Origin of the sequence: Rhodococcus sp. MALMAid1271 (genome assembly GCF_049195265.1) — a bacterium.
GTDB lineage: Bacteria > Actinomycetota > Actinomycetes > Mycobacteriales > Mycobacteriaceae > Rhodococcoides.
The window spans coordinates 276397-293677 of the sequence record NZ_JBMIRQ010000097.1 but is presented as its reverse complement, the minus strand read 5'-3'; the positions used below and the strand labels follow the sequence as shown (position 1 = coordinate 293677).

Below are 17281 nucleotides of genomic sequence, written 5' to 3'. Positions count from 1 at the left end.
CCTATAGGTACGCAAAAGGCGCACGACACAGATCTTGTGTTGGCTATTGATGTCGGACACAAGCGGTAGTGTTCAGGCAGGCCAGTATTCGGCAGATTTCTTCGGTAGATAGGACACATGGTGAAGCTCATCGATCGCGTCTCCGCAATCAACTGGAATCGGGTCCAGGACGACAAGGACTCCGAAGTCTGGGAGCGGCTCACCAGTAATTTCTGGTTGCCGGAGAAGGTGCCGGTGTCCAACGACATTCCGTCCTGGGCCACGTTGACCGCCGTCGAGAAGCAACTCACCATGCGGGTGTTCACCGGCTTGACGCTGCTGGACACGATCCAGGGCACCGTCGGCGCGGTCAGTCTCATTCCGGACGCCATCACGCCCCACGAAGAAGCGGTGTACACCAACATCGCCTTCATGGAGTCGGTGCACGCCAAGAGTTACAGCTCCATCTTCTCCACCCTCAGCTCCACCCGCGACATCGACGACGCGTTCCGCTGGTCCGAGGAGAACGTCAATCTCCAGCGCAAAGCCGAGATCGTCCTGAACTTCTACCACGGGGACGATCCGCTCAAGCGCAAGGTCGCGTCCACGCTGCTCGAGTCCTTCCTTTTCTACTCCGGCTTCTATCTGCCGATGTACTGGTCTTCGCGCGCGAAGCTCACCAACACTGCGGACCTGATCCGCCTGATCATCCGCGACGAGGCGGTACACGGGTACTACATCGGCTACAAGTACCAGAAGGGCCTCGAGAAGGTCAGCGAGGCGCAGCGCGAAGAGCTCAAGAACTACACGTTCGAGTTGCTGTTCGAGTTGTACGACAACGAGGTGGAGTACACCCAGGACCTCTACGACGAGATCGGGCTGACCGAGGACGTCAAGAAGTTCCTGCGGTACAACGCCAACAAGGCGCTCAACAACCTCGGCTACGAGGGCCTGTTCCCCAAGGACGAAACGGATGTGAATCCGGCAATTCTGTCGGCACTGTCGCCGAACGCCGACGAGAACCACGACTTCTTCTCCGGTTCGGGCTCCTCGTACGTCATCGGTAAGGCGGTCAACACCGAGGACGAGGACTGGGATTTCTGACGGCCCCCGGGCACACCGGGACGCTCACGAATTCGGTGGACGTCCCGGTGCGCGAATATCCTTCGCCTCTTTCGGCATTCGACCCTGCTCGCTCAGTGCCCGGCGCAACAAGAACTCGATCTGAGCGTTGGTGCTCCGTAGTTCGTCCGAGGCCCAACGAGCGAGGGCGTCGTGTACAGCCGGATCCAGCCGGAGCAGAATCTTCTTACGCTCGGCGGCCATGGCTCACTGGTACAGCGATCCGGTATTGATGACCGGCTGGGTGTCGTTGTCGCTGCACAACACGACCAGCAGATTCGACACCATGGTGGCCTTGCGTTCCTCGTCGAGCTCGACGAACTGCTTTTCCTCGAGCTTCGACAATGCCATCTCCACCATTCCGACAGCGCCTTCGACAATCTGCTGACGCGCCGCGATCACCGCTCCCGCTTGTTGGCGTCGTAGCATCGCCTGAGCAATTTCCGGGGCATAGGCGAGGCGGTTGATTCGGGTTTCGATGACCTCGACGCCTGCCGAGCGCACCCGGGCGTGCACTTCCTGCGACATGGCAGCGGTGATCTCGTCGGCGTTCTCCCGCAACGACATCCGTCCTTCGGCGTCGTAGGGATAGCTGCCTGCGATGTGGCGGACCGCCGACTCGGTCTGTACGGCCACGAACTCCTCGTAGTCATCGACCTGAAACGAGGCCAGAGCGGTATCGGCGACCTGCCAGACGACGATGGCCGAAATCTCGATCGGATTGCCCTCGGCGTCGTTGACCTTTGATTGCCCGGTCTCGTGGTTGCGAATTCGCGTCGAGATGGCCCTGCGGTAGGTCAGCGGATTGGTCCAGCGCAATCCCGGAGTGCGTAAGGTACCGCTGTACGAGCTTCCGAGCAGTTGCAGAACCCGAGCTTGGTTCGGTTGCACCAGCGTCAATCCCATGAGTGCAGGAATCGAGAGCACGAACAGCACGATTCCGCCGACGACGAGTCCGACGATCGAGAACACGAGTCCGAGCGCGAACGCGGCGATTCCGCCGAGAAACAGCACCAAGCCGACGCCGAGCATCGACCAGCCGGGCAGATCCCATCCGGTGCGTTCGGCGATGGTGGTCGTTGGAGTACCCGTCGGCTCCTCGGCGACGGTTACGGGTGTGGACATGGGGGCCTCCTAGTCGATGATGATATTAAAGTGATATCACATTTTATCGATCGAGGGAGCCCGAGGAGCGGTCAGCTCGGCGTGGGTGAGTGAGATCAGCGGCGGAACCACGCCGCAGGATCGTCGGCGACGGCTTTCTCGATCCGCAATCTCGAGGTCGTGGTGAGGTTGTCCGGCAGCGCGTCGAGTGCGAACCAGGCCACGTCGAGATTCTCGTCGTCGGCGACGTGCGGGATGCCTGCGACATACCGGGCGAGGAACGTGATGTCGAGATACTGCGCGACATCACCATTGGGATAGGTGATCGGCTCGGTCACATCGACGCTCGTCAGCCGAACGATCGTGGCCTCGATCCCGGTCTCTTCGCCGATCTCTCGCAGCGCGGCGGGCGCGGGTTCCTCGCCCGGCTCCAGGATTCCGGAGACCACGGCCCAGGTGTTGTTGTCCGCCCGCAGCGTCAGCAGTACACGTCGGTCGTCATCGAGAACGACCGCACTGACGCCGGAGAGCCACAGGGGAGAGGTGCCGACGACGCTGCGCAGCGCTTGCACGAATTCTGGGATGGGCACGGCGTCGGAACCTCGCGTTCAGGAGACGTAAGCGTTCAGGAGACGTACGCGTTCAGGGAAGCGGACAGATCGGCCAGGATGGCTCGTGCTGCGACGACACCGCTACCAGACCACACCGTGTCGTTCACCGCGAACACTCGCCCGTCGGTGACCGAGCCGAGATCGTGCCAGGCGTCGCTGTTCATCACCTCGCGACCGAAACTCTCGCCGTCCGGACCGGAGAACCGAACGTAGACGATGTCGCCCTCGGCCGACGCGAGGTCATCGGAATCGATCGAGAAGTCCGGGCCGCGCTGACTTTGCGGTCTCGCGACCCCCACCTCTGCCAGAACCTGACCCGCGAACGAGTCCGGCCCGTCCACCTCGATGGAGTCTGCGCCGAATCGGATGACCGACGCCTGGGTCTGAGTGGCGTCGATCTCGCGACCGACTCGCTCGGCATCGGCGGAGAACGAGGCGAGCGCGTCGAATCCGGACTGCCCTCTACCCAGCGCCGCCGCCGACTGCAGGAAGGTGTCCTTCCAGTTCTGTCCGGTGGCGGTGAAGACGGTCGGTGCGATGGCGCTCAGGGAGTCGTAGGTATCTGGTCCGAGAGAATCCGATCCCAGGATCAGATCGGGATCGAGAGCGGCGATGGCATCGATATCCGGTGCGCCGACCGGACCGACCGACGGCACGGACGCCAAACCGGTTCCCAAGTACAGCGGTTGATCTCCGTCGCCGCGGAAATAAGGATCGAGCGTCGCCGCGCCGACGACGCGTTCCCAGATTCCGACCGCGCAGCTCGCGTCCAGGCCTGCAGCGTCGAGTACGACGATGCGTCGAGGGTCGGCCGGGATGACGCTGATTCCCTCGGCGTGGCCTACCGGTCGGGTGTCTCCCTCGACGCCGGTCCGATCGAGTGGGGCGAGGGCGGGGCACAGCCCGACGGTGTCTCGGTTGTTCCCGACCACTCCGGCACCGGCGATGTTGGTCGTGGTGCGGATGATGCTCGATGCGTCGTCGCCGGACTCGGAGTCCGAACAACCTGCCAGTGCCACAGCTGCGGCAACGCACACTGCGGCGACAGCGCCGATTCTGCGCGGTGCGCACGAACGGGGGTGGCGCGGATGGAATGGCACAGCGGGACTTCCTTCGCCGGTCGGGTGGTTTCACACAGTATCGGAAGGCGACGGCGGTGAAACACTCGAACGGGCACCGTCGAGCTCACGAAATCAGCGGCTGCGGCGAGGTTGTCCACGAGGACGGAAATGCCGACAGCGCAGGCAGATCACTCGATTCGGGCGGCAGCGTCCGAGTCCAATACGACACACGGTAGGACCGGTTCGGCAAGCCTCGGTCCGACGGTCTACGATTCGAGGAGCGCACGACTAGATGACGTCGCCTCGTGGTTCGGGGTCCGACGCGCAATCAGGAGGATCTGTGACTGCCCTAGCGCCCAGGCCCGCTTCCGCGGTGGATGCTGCTCGGCCGTTCCCGCCGCGGATGGGACCGAAGGGGTCGTTTCTGCACAAAGCGGTAACGACCACCGATCCCAAGGTGTTGGGGATCATGTACATCGCGACATCGTTCGCGTTTTTCCTCGTCGGCGGGCTGATGGCGCTGTTGATGCGCGCCGAGTTGGCCGTACCCGGCCTGCAGTTCCTGTCCAACGAGCAGTACAACCAGCTGTTCACCATGCACGGCACCATCATGCTGCTGCTGTACGCGACACCGATCGTGTTCGGCTTCGCGAACTACATCCTCCCGCTGCAGATCGGTGCGCCCGACGTCGCGTTCCCGCGGTTGAACGCGTTCTCGTACTGGCTGTACCTGTTCGGGGCGTTGATCACCACGGCCGGGTTCATCACTCCCGGTGGCGCGGCGGACTTCGGATGGACCGCCTACACACCACTGACCTCGGCGCTGCACTCGCCGGGTGTGGGTGCCGACCTGTGGATCATGGGCCTGGCCGTCGCCGGCCTCGGCACCATCCTCGGTGGCGTCAACATGATCACCACGGTCATCTGCCTTCGTGCCCCCGGTATGACGATGTTCCGCATGCCGATCTTCACCTGGAACATCCTGGTGACATCGATCCTGATTCTGCTGGCCTTCCCGCTGCTGACGGCGGCGCTGCTCGGCTTGGCCGCGGACCGGCACCTGGGTGCGCATCTGTTCGATCCGGCAACCGGTGGCGTACTGCTGTGGCAGCACCTGTTCTGGTTCTTCGGTCACCCCGAGGTGTACATCATCGCGCTGCCGTTCTTCGGCATCGTCACGGAGATCTTCCCGGTCTTCTCCCGTAAGCCGATCTTCGGCTACTCCGGTCTGATCTACGCGACGATCGCTATCGCAGCACTCTCCATCGCGGTGTGGGCGCACCACATGTACGCCACCGGTGCGGTGCTGCTGCCGTTCTTCTCGTTCATGACGTTCCTGATCGCCGTGCCCACCGGTGTGAAGATCTTCAACTGGGTCGGAACCATGTGGCGCGGTCAGGTGACGTTGGAAACACCGATGCTGTTCTCCATCGGCTTCTTGATCACGTTCGTCTTCGGCGGATTGACCGGTGTGCTCCTGGCCTCGCCGCCGATCGACTTCCACGTCACCGACACCTACTTCGTCGTCGCCCACTTCCATTACGTCGTCTTCGGCACCGTGGTGTTCGCAACGTACGCAGGCATCTACTTCTGGTTCCCCAAGATGACGGGCCGGATGATGGACGAGGCGCTCGGCAAGTGGCACTTCTGGCTGACGTTCTTCGGCTTCCACGCAACGTTCCTGGTGCAGCACTGGCTCGGTAACGAGGGAATGCCGCGTCGTTACGCCGACTACCTCCCCTCGGACGGCTTCACCACGCTGAACATCATCTCCACGATCGGTGCATTCATCCTCGGTGCGTCGACCCTGCCGTTCGTGTGGAACATCTTCAAGTCCTACCGATACGGCGAGGTCGTCACCGTCGACGATCCATGGGGCTACGGAAACTCCCTGGAATGGGCCACGTCCTGCCCGCCGCCGCGGCACAACTTCACCGAGCTGCCGCGAATCCGGTCCGAGCGTCCGGCGTTCGAGCTGCACTATCCGCACATGGTCGAGCGGATGCGCGCGGAAGCGCACGTCGGCCCCGGAGCACATGGCGGTAGTACCACCGCAGTGATGGAACAGGCCCGCCGGGCTCCGATCGCCACCAGCGATCACGAGGGCTCCGGCGACCACGACCCCAAGTAGTTCACAGCACAGCGAGAGCCCCTCCCGGCTACCGGGTGGGGCTCTTCGCTTGGGACAATCTCGTGGCAAGCACAGTTCGGGGCAAGATCAAGATCCGGCCGGTAGACGGCCACACGTGAAAGAGGGAGATCCGGTGAGCTCGAGCGACACCGCAGTGCTGGTGACGGTGACGGGACCCGACAAGCCGGGTGTCACGTCGGTGCTGTTCGCGGCGCTGTCTCGGCACGATGTGAGCTTGCTCGACGTCGAGCAGGTCGTCATCCGAGGGCGACTGACCCTCGGTGTTCTGCTCACCTGTCCCCGAGATCCCGAAGCCCTGCAGGAAGAGCTCGAGGACGCCATGGCCACGGTCGGTGTGCATGTCGACGTGGAGATCGGAACCTCGCGGGCCGGCGGACAGATATTGGCCACCCACGTCGTCGTGGTTCTCGGCCGACCTGTCACCGCACGGGCCTTCAGTGCCATCTCGCGCCAATTGGCCCGTCAAGGTGCCAATATCGACTCCATCAGAGGAATTGCCGATTACCCCGTGACCGGCCTCGAACTGCAGGTCACGGCAACCGACACCTCGCCCGATGCCGACGTGCAATTGCGCACCGGTCTCGCGGCGATCGCGGCGGGAATCGGTGTCGACATCGCCGTGGAACGAGCCGGGATCGCGCGTCGATCCAAGCGGCTCATCGTCTTCGATGTCGACTCCACGCTGGTGCAAGGCGAGGTCATCGAGATGTTGGCGGCTCGTGCCGGCCGCGAAGACGAGGTCCGCGCGGTCACCGAGGCGGCCATGCGCGGCGAGATCGACTTCACGGAATCGCTCGAACAGCGGGTGGCCGCGCTGGCAGGTCTCGACGAATCGGTCATCGACGAAGTCGGTGAGAGTCTCGCGCTGACGGCAGGCGCTCGCACGACCATCCGGACCCTTCGACGACTCGGGTTCGCCTGCGGCGTCGTATCCGGAGGTTTTCGTCAGGTCATCGAAGGGCTCGCGCACGAACTCGAACTGGACTACGTCAAAGCGAACACGCTCGAAATCATCGACGGAAAGCTCACCGGGCGGGTCACCGGAGAAATCGTCGATCGCGCGGCGAAGGCGACGGCGCTACGGGAGTTCGCGGCCCAAGCCGGCGTGCCGATGGACCAGACCGTCGCAGTCGGCGACGGTGCCAACGATATCGACATGCTGACCGCGGCAGGTCTGGGTGTTGCATTCAATGCCAAGCCGGCGTTGCGAGAGATTGCGGATACCGCCATTTCGCATCCGTACCTGGACGCTGTGCTGTTCATACTCGGTGTCACCCGCAACGAAATCGAAGCCGCGGACGCAGTCGACGGGGGAGTCCGCCGCATCCCGATCCTGTGACGGGCGAGTCCGTGGCCGGAGGTCCCGAGTTCGCGGAGGTGGACATCGACGTGGCCGACCGGAGTGACGAGGAGCAATCCTCCTCGGACAACACGTTCGCCTCGCGTCATGGCGCGCTCGCTCGTGGGTACGGAGGGGCAGAGGATCCAGCCGATTCGGCGGACGTACTGGCCATGCCGCTGGTGTTGCACATTCCCAAGGCCGATCCGCCGTTGCGCTTCGAGTTGCTCGAGGCAGCGGCAACGGCCACGGTCATGCTGTGCCTCGATCCGCGTGTGGGAGTGGGTGCTTCGTGGCACGAGGCCTTCACCGACTGGACATCGGCGCGGATTCGTAAAGTCGCTCGGCGGGCGCGCGGCGCGCAGTGGGCCGCGTCACAGGATGTCCCGGGCGTCACTGTCGACATCGGTGGTGCGTCGGCACGGGCATTCGTGCCCGGCCGAGTCGGGGATCTGGATCCGCGGATCAAGCGCCTGCAGATCGGTGGCACGGACGTACCGGCCGAGGACGAGCCCTCGCCCTCGGAGGGTCCGGTCTTGTGGGTGGATGCCTCATTGTCCATGACGGTGGGTAAGGCCGCGGCTCAAGTGGGACACGCCTCGATGTTGCTCGCCGGGGCGATGAGCGTGGACCAGTGTCGACAATGGGCCGCGGCAGGTTATCGGTGCTCGGTCCGCTCGGCCGACTCCGGTCAGTGGGCGCGTGCGATGGATGAAGTGCGGCGCGGCGAGGCCGTTGCCGTGCGAGATGCCGGCTTCACCGAAGTGGCACCGGGTTCGACGACGGTGATCGCGGTTCCCCGATAGCGGAGCTATCCCAATCAGGGGTCCACTGTCGTGTAAGTGGCTATGCAGATGGTATCCAGTAGTGCGGAGACTGAACCCATGTTCATCTCACCGTTTCGCTCGGTCGTCGGTAGGCGGCTGCCCTCTCGACTGATTGCCCTCTACGTGGGTCTGTGGCTGTACGGGGCGTCGATGTCGTTGATGATCGCCGGCGGCCTCGGCGTCAATCCGTGGGATGTTTTCCACCAGGGTCTCGAAAGCCATCTCCCGCTCAGTTTCGGAACCATCACCGCGATCACCGGAGTGGTGGTGCTCCTGATGTGGATACCGCTGCGCCAACGCCCGGGCCTGGGAACCGTGAGCAACGTCGTGGTGATCGCGCTCGCCGTGGATGCGACCACCGCGATGTTGCCGAATCTCGACGGGATCGTGATTCGAGCACTGGCGATGGTGTCGGGGATCGTGATCAACGCATTCGCCACCGCGCTCTACATCGGTGCCGGAATGGGGCCGGGGCCCCGAGACGGATTGATGACCGGCCTCGTGCACAGGACCGGGTGGTCGATTCGGTTGACCCGCACCGGGATCGAATCGACCGTAGTGCTCACCGGTTGGTTGCTCGGCGGCACGCTCGGATTGGGAACTGTGCTCTACGCGCTCGGGGTCGGTCCCCTGATACAGCTGTTCATGACTCACCTGCCTGCGCTGCGGTACACCAGCACCGTGGATCCGGTCACCGATATCGTCGAACCGGCATCCAGCGCAACGGTATCGGAGGGAACCCCGTCGAGATTGGCGGAATCGAGCACTGGGACGAACCGCGAGGTCGACCAACTCGGGCACGCCAGAGTGATCTCTGCGGGTCCACCCGAGTGCAGAATCAGCAAAGAACTCGCATCGTCGACGCGGCCGCCGTCGGAAGCGTAGGACCGGACGTCGGAGCCGTCGACCCAGGCTTGGATGGTCCGTATCGAATCGTCGTTCCAGCGAGCGGTGTCGAATTCCGTTCCGGCGGAATCGAACCACACCAGATCGGGCCGACCGGTCGGCGTTGCTCGGCCGGTGAAGAACTCCTGCTGCCGAAGGGTCGGTGCACTCGCGCGGATACGAAGCAATCGGCCGACGTAGCGAATCATGTTCTGATCAGCGGCATCCCAGTCGATGGCCCACGCATCCGCGGCCGGTGTGTCCTCAGGAACGCAGTACGCGTTGTTGTTGCCGGCCTGAGTGTGGCCCAATTCGTCGCCGGCGAGCAGCATCGGCGTTCCGGTCGACAGTGTGAGTGTGGCCAGCAGGGCACGAACATGGCGACCGCGTGCGTCGAGCACGGACTGGTCCTCCGTCGGCCCCTCCACGCCGTGATTGACGGACGAGTTGTTGTCGGTTCCGTCCCTGTTCTGTTCGCCGTTGGCTTCGTTGTGTTTGTCCTGGTAGGACACCAGGTCTCGGGCGGTGAACCCGTCGTGCGCGGTGATGAAGTTGATCGATGCCCATGGCAGGCGACCGCCGCCCGCGAACAGATCTTCCGAACCGGCCAGCCGCGATGCCACGTCACGGACGCCGTGATGACCTGCCCAGAAGCCGCGCATAGTGTCGCGATAGCGATCGTTCCATTCCGAGAATGCAACGCCGAAGTTGCCGACTTGGTAGCCGGCTCCGGTGGCGTCCCACGGTTCGGCGATCAGTTTGGCTTGTGACAGAACGGGATCGACGGCGATGGCCGTCAACAGTGGTGCGCGAGTATCGAATCGCCAACCCCCGGGCCGGCCGAGAGTGCTGGCGAGATCGAATCGGAACCCGTCCACACCCATCTCCTGAACCCAGTACCGCAGGCTGTCGCACACCATGCGCACCACTGCGGGCGAGGCGGAATCGAGGGTGTTTCCGCAACCGGTCAGATCGACGTCCGATCCGCGTCCGTCGAGCAGGTAGTAGCCGGGCGCATCCAATCCCCGCCAGCTGATCGAGGGGCCGTCCACCGAGGATTCGCACGTGTGGTTGTAGACGACGTCGAGGATCACCTCGATTCCCACGGCGTGCAACGCGTCGACCATTGCGGCGAACTCCTCGACCTCCTCGCCGGGAACGGCAGCGAAACGCGGGTCCGGCGCAAAATACGCTCCCGTCGAATAGCCCCAGTGATTTCGCATCCCACGCGCACGCACGCCGGGCTCGGTGAACGTGGTCTGCACCGGCAGCAACTCCACCGAGGTGATGCCGATGCGCGCGAGATGTTCGAGTACCGCGGGTTGGGTCAGGCCGAGGTAGGTTCCGCGAAGATTCTCCGGCACAGCGTCATTGCGGGCGGTGAACGATCCCACGTGCAACTCGTAGAGGACGGTTCGGTCCCAGGGGACGTCCGGCCGCGCAGGTCGGTCGGGGCCGGTCAGCGGTGCGCGTACCACGGCGACGGGTACGTGGCCGAGCGAATCGACAGAACTCGGTGCCCCGAACGGATCGTCGACGTACGCCAACGAGGCAGCCGGGTCTCCGAAGCCTCCCGTCACTTGTCGCGCGGAGGGATCGAGCAGAAGTTTTGCGCCGTTGAACCGACGCCCCGAGTGTGGATCCCAGGTGCCGTGCGCACGGAAGCCGTACCGGTCGCCGGGCCGGACTCCGGGGACGAACGCGTGTCGAACCCCAAAGGTGCGGGTGGCCAGCTCTACCCGGCGTTCGCCACCCTGCGGGTCGATCAGGCACACTTCGACGCCCTCGGCCTCGGGCGCGTGGACTGCAAATTGTGTACCAGTTGGCATCGCCGTGGCACCCAGAGGGAACGGCGAACCAGGCGGATTGGGGCTGGATTCACCGTCGACCGACGGGTGCGGGCTGGGAGGTAGATCGTCATTGCGCGACACGCGTGCATATCCTGCCGTGAATGCGCAGCGGATGTGCGAGAAGATAGGCGTCGTGTCTGAACCGGATCCCGACCTGCTCGTAGATTTCACCGACGTTGTCGTCCGCCGCGGCGGGGTGGCCTTGGTGGGACCCGTCACGTGGAAGGTGGAACTGGACGAACGATGGGTCGTCCTGGGACCGAACGGTGCCGGAAAGACGTCGTTGCTCCGCATCGCGGCGGCCGAAATCCATCCCACCTCGGGTACAGCCCACGTTCTCGGTGAGGTGATGGGCAGATCCGACGTCTCCGAACTGAGACCGCGGATCGGCCTGTCCTCGTCCTCACTGGCGCATCGCATTCCGGCCGACGAACTCGTGTCCGATCTGGTGGTCTCCGCCGGGTATTCGGTGCTCGGGCGCTGGCGAGAGAAATACGATGCGGTCGACACCGAGAGGGCGGTGGAGATGCTCGAGAGTCTCGGTGCCGAACATCTCGCCACCCGCACCTATGGAACCCTCTCCGAGGGGGAACGCAAACGGGTTCTCATCGCGCGCGCTCTGATGACCGACCCCGAACTGCTGTTGCTCGACGAGCCCGCCGCAGGCCTCGACCTGGGTGGTCGGGAGGAACTGGTAGCACGATTGGCCGATCTCGCGGCCGACCCGGACGCGCCTGCCACCGTGCTCATCACCCATCACGTGGAGGAAATTCCCCCGGGGTTCAGTCACGCGCTGCTCCTCAAGGAAGGCGGCGTGGTGGCGCAGGGATTGGTCGACGACGTCGTCACGGCCGAGAACCTGACCGAGGCGTTCAGCCAGTCGATCTCGCTCGATCGCGTCGACGGCCGGTTCTTCGCCCGCCGTACCCGCGCTGCCGGAGCGCATCGGCGCTAGCCCGTGCCGCCGGATCGAGCTGCTCGGTGCAGCGGTACGTTGCCGACATGAGCTCGAACGGTGCTGCCGATCACGTCCCTGCCCGCGACGCGGCGACGGTCATTCTGATTCGCGACAGTCGATCACGGACCGAGGTCGAGGTGTTCTTGCTCGAACGCGTCGGTGGGATGGCGTTCGCGGGCGGTATGACGGTCTTTCCCGGTGGCGGCGTCGACGCGTCCGACGCGGCAGCAGACGTCCGATGGGCCGGCCCGCCGCCGTCCTGGTGGGCCGAGCGCCTCGGAACCGACGAGGGCAAGGCGCAGGCTCTCGTGTGTGCGGCGGCGCGAGAGACGTTCGAGGAGTGCGGGGTGCTACTGGCCGGGTCCACCCCGGATTCGATCGTTGCCGACACCGCTCCCTTCACGGCGGAGCGGGGCAGGCTCGAGCGGCGTGAACTCTCGTTCGCAGAGTTTCTGACCGCTCACGATCTGGTGCTGCGGTCCGATCTGCTCCGGCCGTGGTCACACTGGATCACGCCGGTCGGCGAAGCGCGTCGGTACGACACCCGGTTCTTCGTCGCGGTCCTGCCGGAAGGCCAGATCGCGGACGGTGACACCAGCGAGGCTGCGTCGGTGAGCTGGCGTTCGACGGGTGACGCGCTGGCGGATTGGCGCGCCGGCCACACCATCCTGCTGCCGCCGACGTGGAGTCAGTTGGACGAGTTGTCGCGTTTCGCCACTGTCGCCGAGGTCGTCGATCACGAACGTCGGATAGCGCCGGTCCTGCCGACGTTGATCCGCGAGGACGGCGCAGTCCGGGTGCTGTTCGACGGAGACGATGCCTACTACGCGGGAGTGCGACATCCCTGGTCGGATCGTCCGGAGTCGGCCCGGTAGCCTTCCGCACATGGCTGAGTTCGTGAATCTCGAGGTTTCCGACGGTATCGGCACCATCCGCTTGGATCGTCCGCCGATGAATGCTCTCGATCGTCAGATGCAGGAGGAGATTCGCGCTGCGGCGCGCCAGGCCACGGTCGATGCCGAGATCAAGGCGGTCGTCGTCTACGGCGGCGAGAAAGTGTTCGCGGCCGGTGCCGACATCAAGGAGATGGCGAACTTGTCTGCGGCAGAGATGGCGGAGATCGCGGGCGACCTGCAGTCCGCACTCGGCTCGCTGAGCACCATCCCCAAGCCTGTCGTGGCCGCAGTGACCGGATACGCACTGGGCGGCGGGCTCGAGGTCGCGCTCGGGGCCGATCGTCGAATTGCCGGCGACAACGCCAAGTTCGGAGTCCCGGAAGTGCTGCTCGGGGTGATCCCCGGCGGCGGCGGAACTCAACGACTGGCTCGGCTGATCGGGCCGAGTCGTGCGAAGGACATGGTCTTCACCGGGCGGTTCGTCGGCGCGGAGGAGGCGCTGCGCATCGGCTTGGTGGACGAGGTGGTCGCTCCCGACGAGGTGTACAACGCGGCGCGGGCATGGGCGGCCCAGTTCACCACCGGTGCATCGCGAGCGCTCGCTGCAGCGAAGGCGTCGATCGACCAAGGGCTCGATGTCGACCTCACCAACGGTCTTCGCATCGAAGCTCAGCAGTTCGCGGCCCTGTTCGCCACCGAGGATCGCACGATCGGAATGACGTCGTTCGTGGCCGACGGGCCGGGTAAAGCGAGGTTCACCGGTAGGTGAACATCGTCGATGGCCGAGAAGAGTTGTTCTCCAGCTACCGGATAGTAGGCTCGCCTGATGACTGCAAGCCCCCACGACGGTGTGAATAGATCGATCTCGAGTGTGTCGGTCGAGGCGGAGGATCGGACTGTCGATCCGGCCCCGAACCCGCACGCCACTGCCGAGCAGGTCGAAGCCGCACGGTCGGACACCAAACTGGCGCAGGTGCTCTACCACGATTGGGAAGCCGAGACCTACGACGACAAGTGGTCGATCTCCTACGACGAGCGCTGCATCGATTACGCCCGCGGAAGATTCGATCAGGCCGTCTCCGGCGACCCGTCGGCCCAGTCGGCTCTGCCGTACGGGCGCGCACTCGAGCTGGGCTGCGGAACGGGTTTCTTTCTGCTCAATCTGATGCAGGCAGGCATCGCCGAGAAGGGCTCGGTCACCGATCTCTCTCCCGGAATGGTGAAGGTCGCCCTGCGCAATGCCGAACACCTCGGACTCGACGTCGACGGCCGCGTCGCCGATGCGGAGACCATTCCGTACGAGGACGACACCTTCGACCTCGTCGTCGGGCACGCTGTGCTGCATCACATCCCGGACGTCGAACAGTCCCTGCGTGAGGTACTGCGTGTGCTCAAACCCGGCGGCAGGTTCGTCTTCGCGGGTGAACCGACCACGGTGGGCAACTTCTACGCTCGCTGGCTCGGCCGCATCACCTGGGAAGCGACCACTCGCGTCACCAAGTTGCCGTTCCTCGCGGACTGGCGCAAGCCGCAGGAGGAGCTCGACGAGTCCTCGCGGGCAGCAGCACTCGAGGCCGTCGTCGACCTGCACACGTTCGACCCGACCGATCTCGAGAACATCGCGCTGGCGGCCGGAGCCGAGCAGGTACAGGCCAACACCGAGGAGTTTGCCGCCGCACTGCTCGGCTGGCCGGTGCGGACATTCGAAGCCGCTGTTCCCGCAGGCAAGCTGGGCTGGAACTGGGCCAAGTTCGCCTTCGGTGGCTGGAAGACATTGAGTTGGGTCGACGAGAACGTGCTGCAGCACGTGGTTCCGCGCGGACTGTTCTACAACGTGATGATCACCGGCACCAAGCCTGCGCCTCGCGCTTGATCGGCCCCGACCTCGTCGCCGGCCGACTGCGAGTTCGGTAGTGGGCTACGAGTTCACCGGCACCGACCTCGACTTCCTGCGAAGCGAGGCCGGTGCAGGCGCTCTCGATGCCGTGGATCGACTCGAGCTGACCGCGCGTACATCGGTGCGAGATGTCGCGTCGGTGCGGGCTCGTTTTCCTGACCAATTCGGTGCCTTGATCGAAACCGTCACCGTTCGCCGCAGGGCGCGTGCGAAGTTGGTCGATGCCGATCACTGGTTGGTGACCGACGAGGCCGTCCAACAGGCAACGCCGACGATCGTGGCGCGCAGGCGGGCTGTCCGGCTGGCCGGACGGCGGGTGCACGACGTCACCTGTTCGATCGGCAGTGAACTCGCGGTGTTGGTCGGATCGGCCGAGCTGGCGTTGGGAAGCGATCTCGATCCGATCCGCCTTCGCATGGCCGCACACAACGTCCCTGATGCCGCAGTACTGCGTGCCGACGCGTTGACCCCGACAACCCGCGGGACCGTCGTCGTGGCAGATCCCGGCCGTCGAGTCGGTGGCCGGCGACGGCACGACCCGGCCGCGCTGCAACCTCCGTTGCCGGATCTGTTCGACGCTTATCGAGGGCGCGATCTGGTGGTCAAGTGCGCCCCCGGACTCGACTTCGATGCCCTCGACTGGGCGGGTGAGATCGAGGTCGTCTCGCTCGACGGCGGAGTACGCGAAGCGTGCCTATGGTCGGAAGGGCTGAGCGAGCCCGGTATCGGCCGTCGTGCGGCGGTTCTTCGATCCGACGGTAGTGCGCTCGACATCACCGATGCCGAATCCGACGAGATCCCGGTTCGGCCGCCGGGGGACTACATCGTCGATCCCGACGGCGCAGTGGTGCGGGCCGGTTTGGTGCGGCATTACGGGGCCAGATTCGGTCTGTGGCAACTCGATCCACGCATCGCGTATCTGACCGGCGATACCGTCCCGCCGGGGGTGCGCGGGTTCCGGATTCTGGAGCAGTCGAAGTTCTCCGAGAAGGTGTTGCGTCAGCAACTGAGCAGGCTGGACTGCGGCTCGGTCGAGATTCTCGTTCGCGGGGTCGACGTGGATCCGGCATTGCTTCGACCGCGGCTGAGGCTTCGAGGGGCCGTGGCGTTGTCGGTCGTGATCACCCGGCTCGATCGTTCTGCCGTGGCCTTCGTGTGCGAGCCCGGTGCCGTCGGTCAGCCGGTGTAGGTGAAGATCTCACCCAGGTAGCCGGCGGTGACGATCTGGCCGCCGGGCCCGACGGAGGTTCCTACCGTGGAACCGACGTCATCGGGGACAGGTTGCGAGTCCACCGTTTCGCCGGTCGCCGCGTCGAAGGTGAGCAGGGCCAGGCCTTCGCCGTCTCGGACGACGGTATGGCCGTGTCCGTCGGCGGATTGCGCCGCCGTTCCTGCTTGCACGATGTCCTCTCGTACCCACACGCGCTCGGCGGAATCACCGTTGTCACGTAATCCGATCAGGGTGCCGTCGCCGCCTGCGGGGACGATCGTGCCGTCCGAGGCGATCGAGGGGGAGGCCCCGATGCCGAGTCCGGTGCCCTCCGTCCACTTCTGGTGCCCGTCGGTCGTATCGAAGGCGGTCAACCGCCCGTCCACGTCCGCGAGATAGACCGTCGAACCGTCCGCCGACAGCACCGGAGACGACGCAACTCCCGCGGGCAGGAGATCCGAGGACCAGCTCTCGGCCAGTCCGGGCGAGCCGTCGCGGTTGTAGGTGACCGAGACGAGTTGAGGCGCAATGGAACCCGGACGCCACAGCGTCAGATACATCGTTCCGGTCGCGGTGTCGACGGCAGGGGCCGCAGGAACAGGGCATTCGGATCCACCCGAGCTGCATTGGGCCAGGCCGGTGTCGACCGGCAGAAAATCGGTGTTCGGATCGGCGAGGAAGTTGGGCGTGGGAACGAGATCGAGGATCGGCACTCGAAGGTGCCCGGTCTGCGAGTCCAGGACGCTGACCTGACCCATCTGGGTGACCGAGACCACGCTCCCGTCCCCGAGGAACTGGGCCGATTTGGGGACGCCGTACACCGGTGTACGCCAACGAAGTTGCCCGTGATCGTTGTACGAATTCATGCCGCCGTCGTCGCCGATGTAGACGTTGATGGCCGAGTCGACGGTGGGCGTTGCGGTCACCGCCGAGGGGCCGACGCGGTTGCACCAACGCTTGCGGGCGGAATCGATCTCGAACGAGAACAGGTTGCAGCCGGATTCGGTTGCTGCAGTGACGAACATCTGGCCGGTCGAGCCGATGGAGACCGGGGACGACACCGTGCCGCCGGTGGGCCGGGTCCAGTCCAAGGTCAGGGGAGTGTCGACCGATACGGCACTCGAACCACTGTTGCGGGCGTTGGCATGGGCGGCGGGCCAGGAATCGGGAGAGAGCGGGTCGATGGCGGTCGTGTCGGAACTGCAGCCGCTCAGAGTCACCAGCACAAGGGCAGCTGCGACCGCAGTGCCCTTCATGCCGGTGCTGGTGGTGGCACTGACGCCGCGCATGGATTGCTCCCCATCGGTTCTCGAGTGCCCGACGCGGTGCCGGGGCGTCCTGTTCGTCTGTGTCGACGAGAGTCGACAGGCAACCCTAGCTCCCCGGTGGG

General features: G+C 64.8%; 15 protein-coding genes. 9 read left to right on the top strand and 6 right to left on the bottom strand.

Features of this window, described 5'->3' with window-relative positions:
• The first annotated feature begins 117 nt into the window (after positions 1 to 117).
• Positions 118 to 1083, top strand: coding sequence for a class 1b ribonucleoside-diphosphate reductase subunit beta (gene nrdF, locus ACOQFP_RS15970; protein ID WP_008717549.1), 966 nt, complete (start codon positions 118 to 120; stop codon positions 1081 to 1083).
• A gap of 24 nt (positions 1084 to 1107) precedes the next feature.
• Here the strand turns inward: nrdF and ACOQFP_RS15965 are convergent, their stop codons facing one another.
• The 4 genes from ACOQFP_RS15965 to ACOQFP_RS15950 form a co-directional block, all read right to left on the bottom strand.
• Positions 1108 to 1305: a hypothetical protein gene (locus ACOQFP_RS15965; RefSeq protein WP_421584856.1), complete on the bottom strand. Its 198-nt coding sequence runs from the start codon at positions 1303 to 1305 to the stop codon at positions 1108 to 1110.
• Between the two features lie 3 nt (positions 1306 to 1308).
• Positions 1309 to 2226: an SPFH domain-containing protein gene (locus ACOQFP_RS15960; RefSeq protein ID WP_206489985.1), complete on the bottom strand. Its 918-nt coding sequence runs from the start codon at positions 2224 to 2226 to the stop codon at positions 1309 to 1311.
• A gap of 95 nt (positions 2227 to 2321) precedes the next feature.
• Positions 2322 to 2795 (bottom strand): NUDIX hydrolase, encoded by a 474-nt coding sequence (locus ACOQFP_RS15955; protein WP_421584855.1) that lies wholly within the window; start codon positions 2793 to 2795, stop codon positions 2322 to 2324.
• Positions 2796 to 2830: 35 nt separating this feature from the next.
• Positions 2831 to 3916 carry an iron-siderophore ABC transporter substrate-binding protein gene (locus ACOQFP_RS15950; protein WP_421584854.1) on the bottom strand — a complete coding sequence of 362 codons (1086 nt, stop codon included), beginning with the start codon at positions 3914 to 3916 and terminating at the stop codon, positions 2831 to 2833.
• A 301-nt stretch (positions 3917 to 4217) separates the two neighbouring features.
• On the opposite strand from ACOQFP_RS15950, the gene ctaD reads away from it, so the two are divergent.
• The 3 genes from ctaD to ACOQFP_RS15935 all read left to right on the top strand — a co-directional run bounded on the left by ctaD (position 4218) and on the right by ACOQFP_RS15935 (position 8174).
• Entirely contained in the window at positions 4218 to 6008 is a 1791-nt protein-coding gene (gene ctaD / locus ACOQFP_RS15945; RefSeq protein WP_421584853.1) for a cytochrome c oxidase subunit I, read from the top strand.
• 133 nt (positions 6009 to 6141) lie between these two features.
• Positions 6142 to 7368 (top strand): phosphoserine phosphatase SerB, encoded by a 1227-nt coding sequence (serB, locus tag ACOQFP_RS15940; protein WP_206489988.1) that lies wholly within the window; start codon positions 6142 to 6144, stop codon positions 7366 to 7368.
• Positions 7365 to 8174: an aminoacyl-tRNA hydrolase gene (locus ACOQFP_RS15935; RefSeq protein ID WP_421584852.1), complete on the top strand. Its 810-nt coding sequence runs from the start codon at positions 7365 to 7367 to the stop codon at positions 8172 to 8174. The genes serB and ACOQFP_RS15935 overlap by 4 nt, the downstream gene beginning before the upstream one ends.
• 671 nt (positions 8175 to 8845) lie before the next feature.
• On the opposite strand, the gene glgX is transcribed toward ACOQFP_RS15935, so the two are convergent.
• Positions 8846 to 11011, bottom strand: coding sequence for a glycogen debranching protein GlgX (gene glgX / locus ACOQFP_RS15930; RefSeq protein WP_421584851.1), 2166 nt, complete (start codon positions 11009 to 11011; stop codon positions 8846 to 8848).
• A gap of 31 nt (positions 11012 to 11042) precedes the next feature.
• On the opposite strand from glgX, the gene ACOQFP_RS15925 reads away from it, so the two are divergent.
• The 5 genes from ACOQFP_RS15925 to ACOQFP_RS15905 are packed head-to-tail and all read left to right on the top strand — an operon-like array spanning position 11043 to position 15870.
• Positions 11043 to 11885, top strand: a complete 843-nt coding sequence (locus tag ACOQFP_RS15925; RefSeq protein WP_421584850.1) for an ABC transporter ATP-binding protein — start codon at positions 11043 to 11045, stop codon at positions 11883 to 11885.
• A 47-nt stretch (positions 11886 to 11932) separates the two neighbouring features.
• The gene (locus tag ACOQFP_RS15920; RefSeq protein ID WP_206489992.1) at positions 11933 to 12763 is read left to right on the top strand and encodes an NUDIX hydrolase; all 831 of its coding nucleotides are present in this window, start codon (positions 11933 to 11935) and stop codon (positions 12761 to 12763) included.
• 10 nt (positions 12764 to 12773) lie between these two features.
• Positions 12774 to 13553, top strand: a complete 780-nt coding sequence (locus ACOQFP_RS15915; RefSeq protein ID WP_206489993.1) for an enoyl-CoA hydratase/isomerase family protein — start codon at positions 12774 to 12776, stop codon at positions 13551 to 13553.
• Between the two features lie 57 nt (positions 13554 to 13610).
• A complete protein-coding gene (locus tag ACOQFP_RS15910) occupies positions 13611 to 14657 on the top strand; it encodes a class I SAM-dependent methyltransferase (protein ID WP_421584849.1) in 1047 nt (348 codons plus the stop codon).
• Between the two features lie 40 nt (positions 14658 to 14697).
• Positions 14698 to 15870, top strand: coding sequence for a THUMP-like domain-containing protein (locus tag ACOQFP_RS15905; RefSeq protein ID WP_421584848.1), 1173 nt, complete (start codon positions 14698 to 14700; stop codon positions 15868 to 15870).
• Here ACOQFP_RS15905 and ACOQFP_RS15900 read toward each other — a convergent pair.
• Positions 15858 to 17180 carry a PQQ-binding-like beta-propeller repeat protein gene (locus ACOQFP_RS15900; RefSeq protein ID WP_421584847.1) on the bottom strand — a complete coding sequence of 441 codons (1323 nt, stop codon included), beginning with the start codon at positions 17178 to 17180 and terminating at the stop codon, positions 15858 to 15860. The two genes, ACOQFP_RS15905 and ACOQFP_RS15900, sit on opposite strands and share 13 nt — an antisense overlap.
• Between the last annotated feature and the right edge of the window lie 101 nt (positions 17181 to 17281).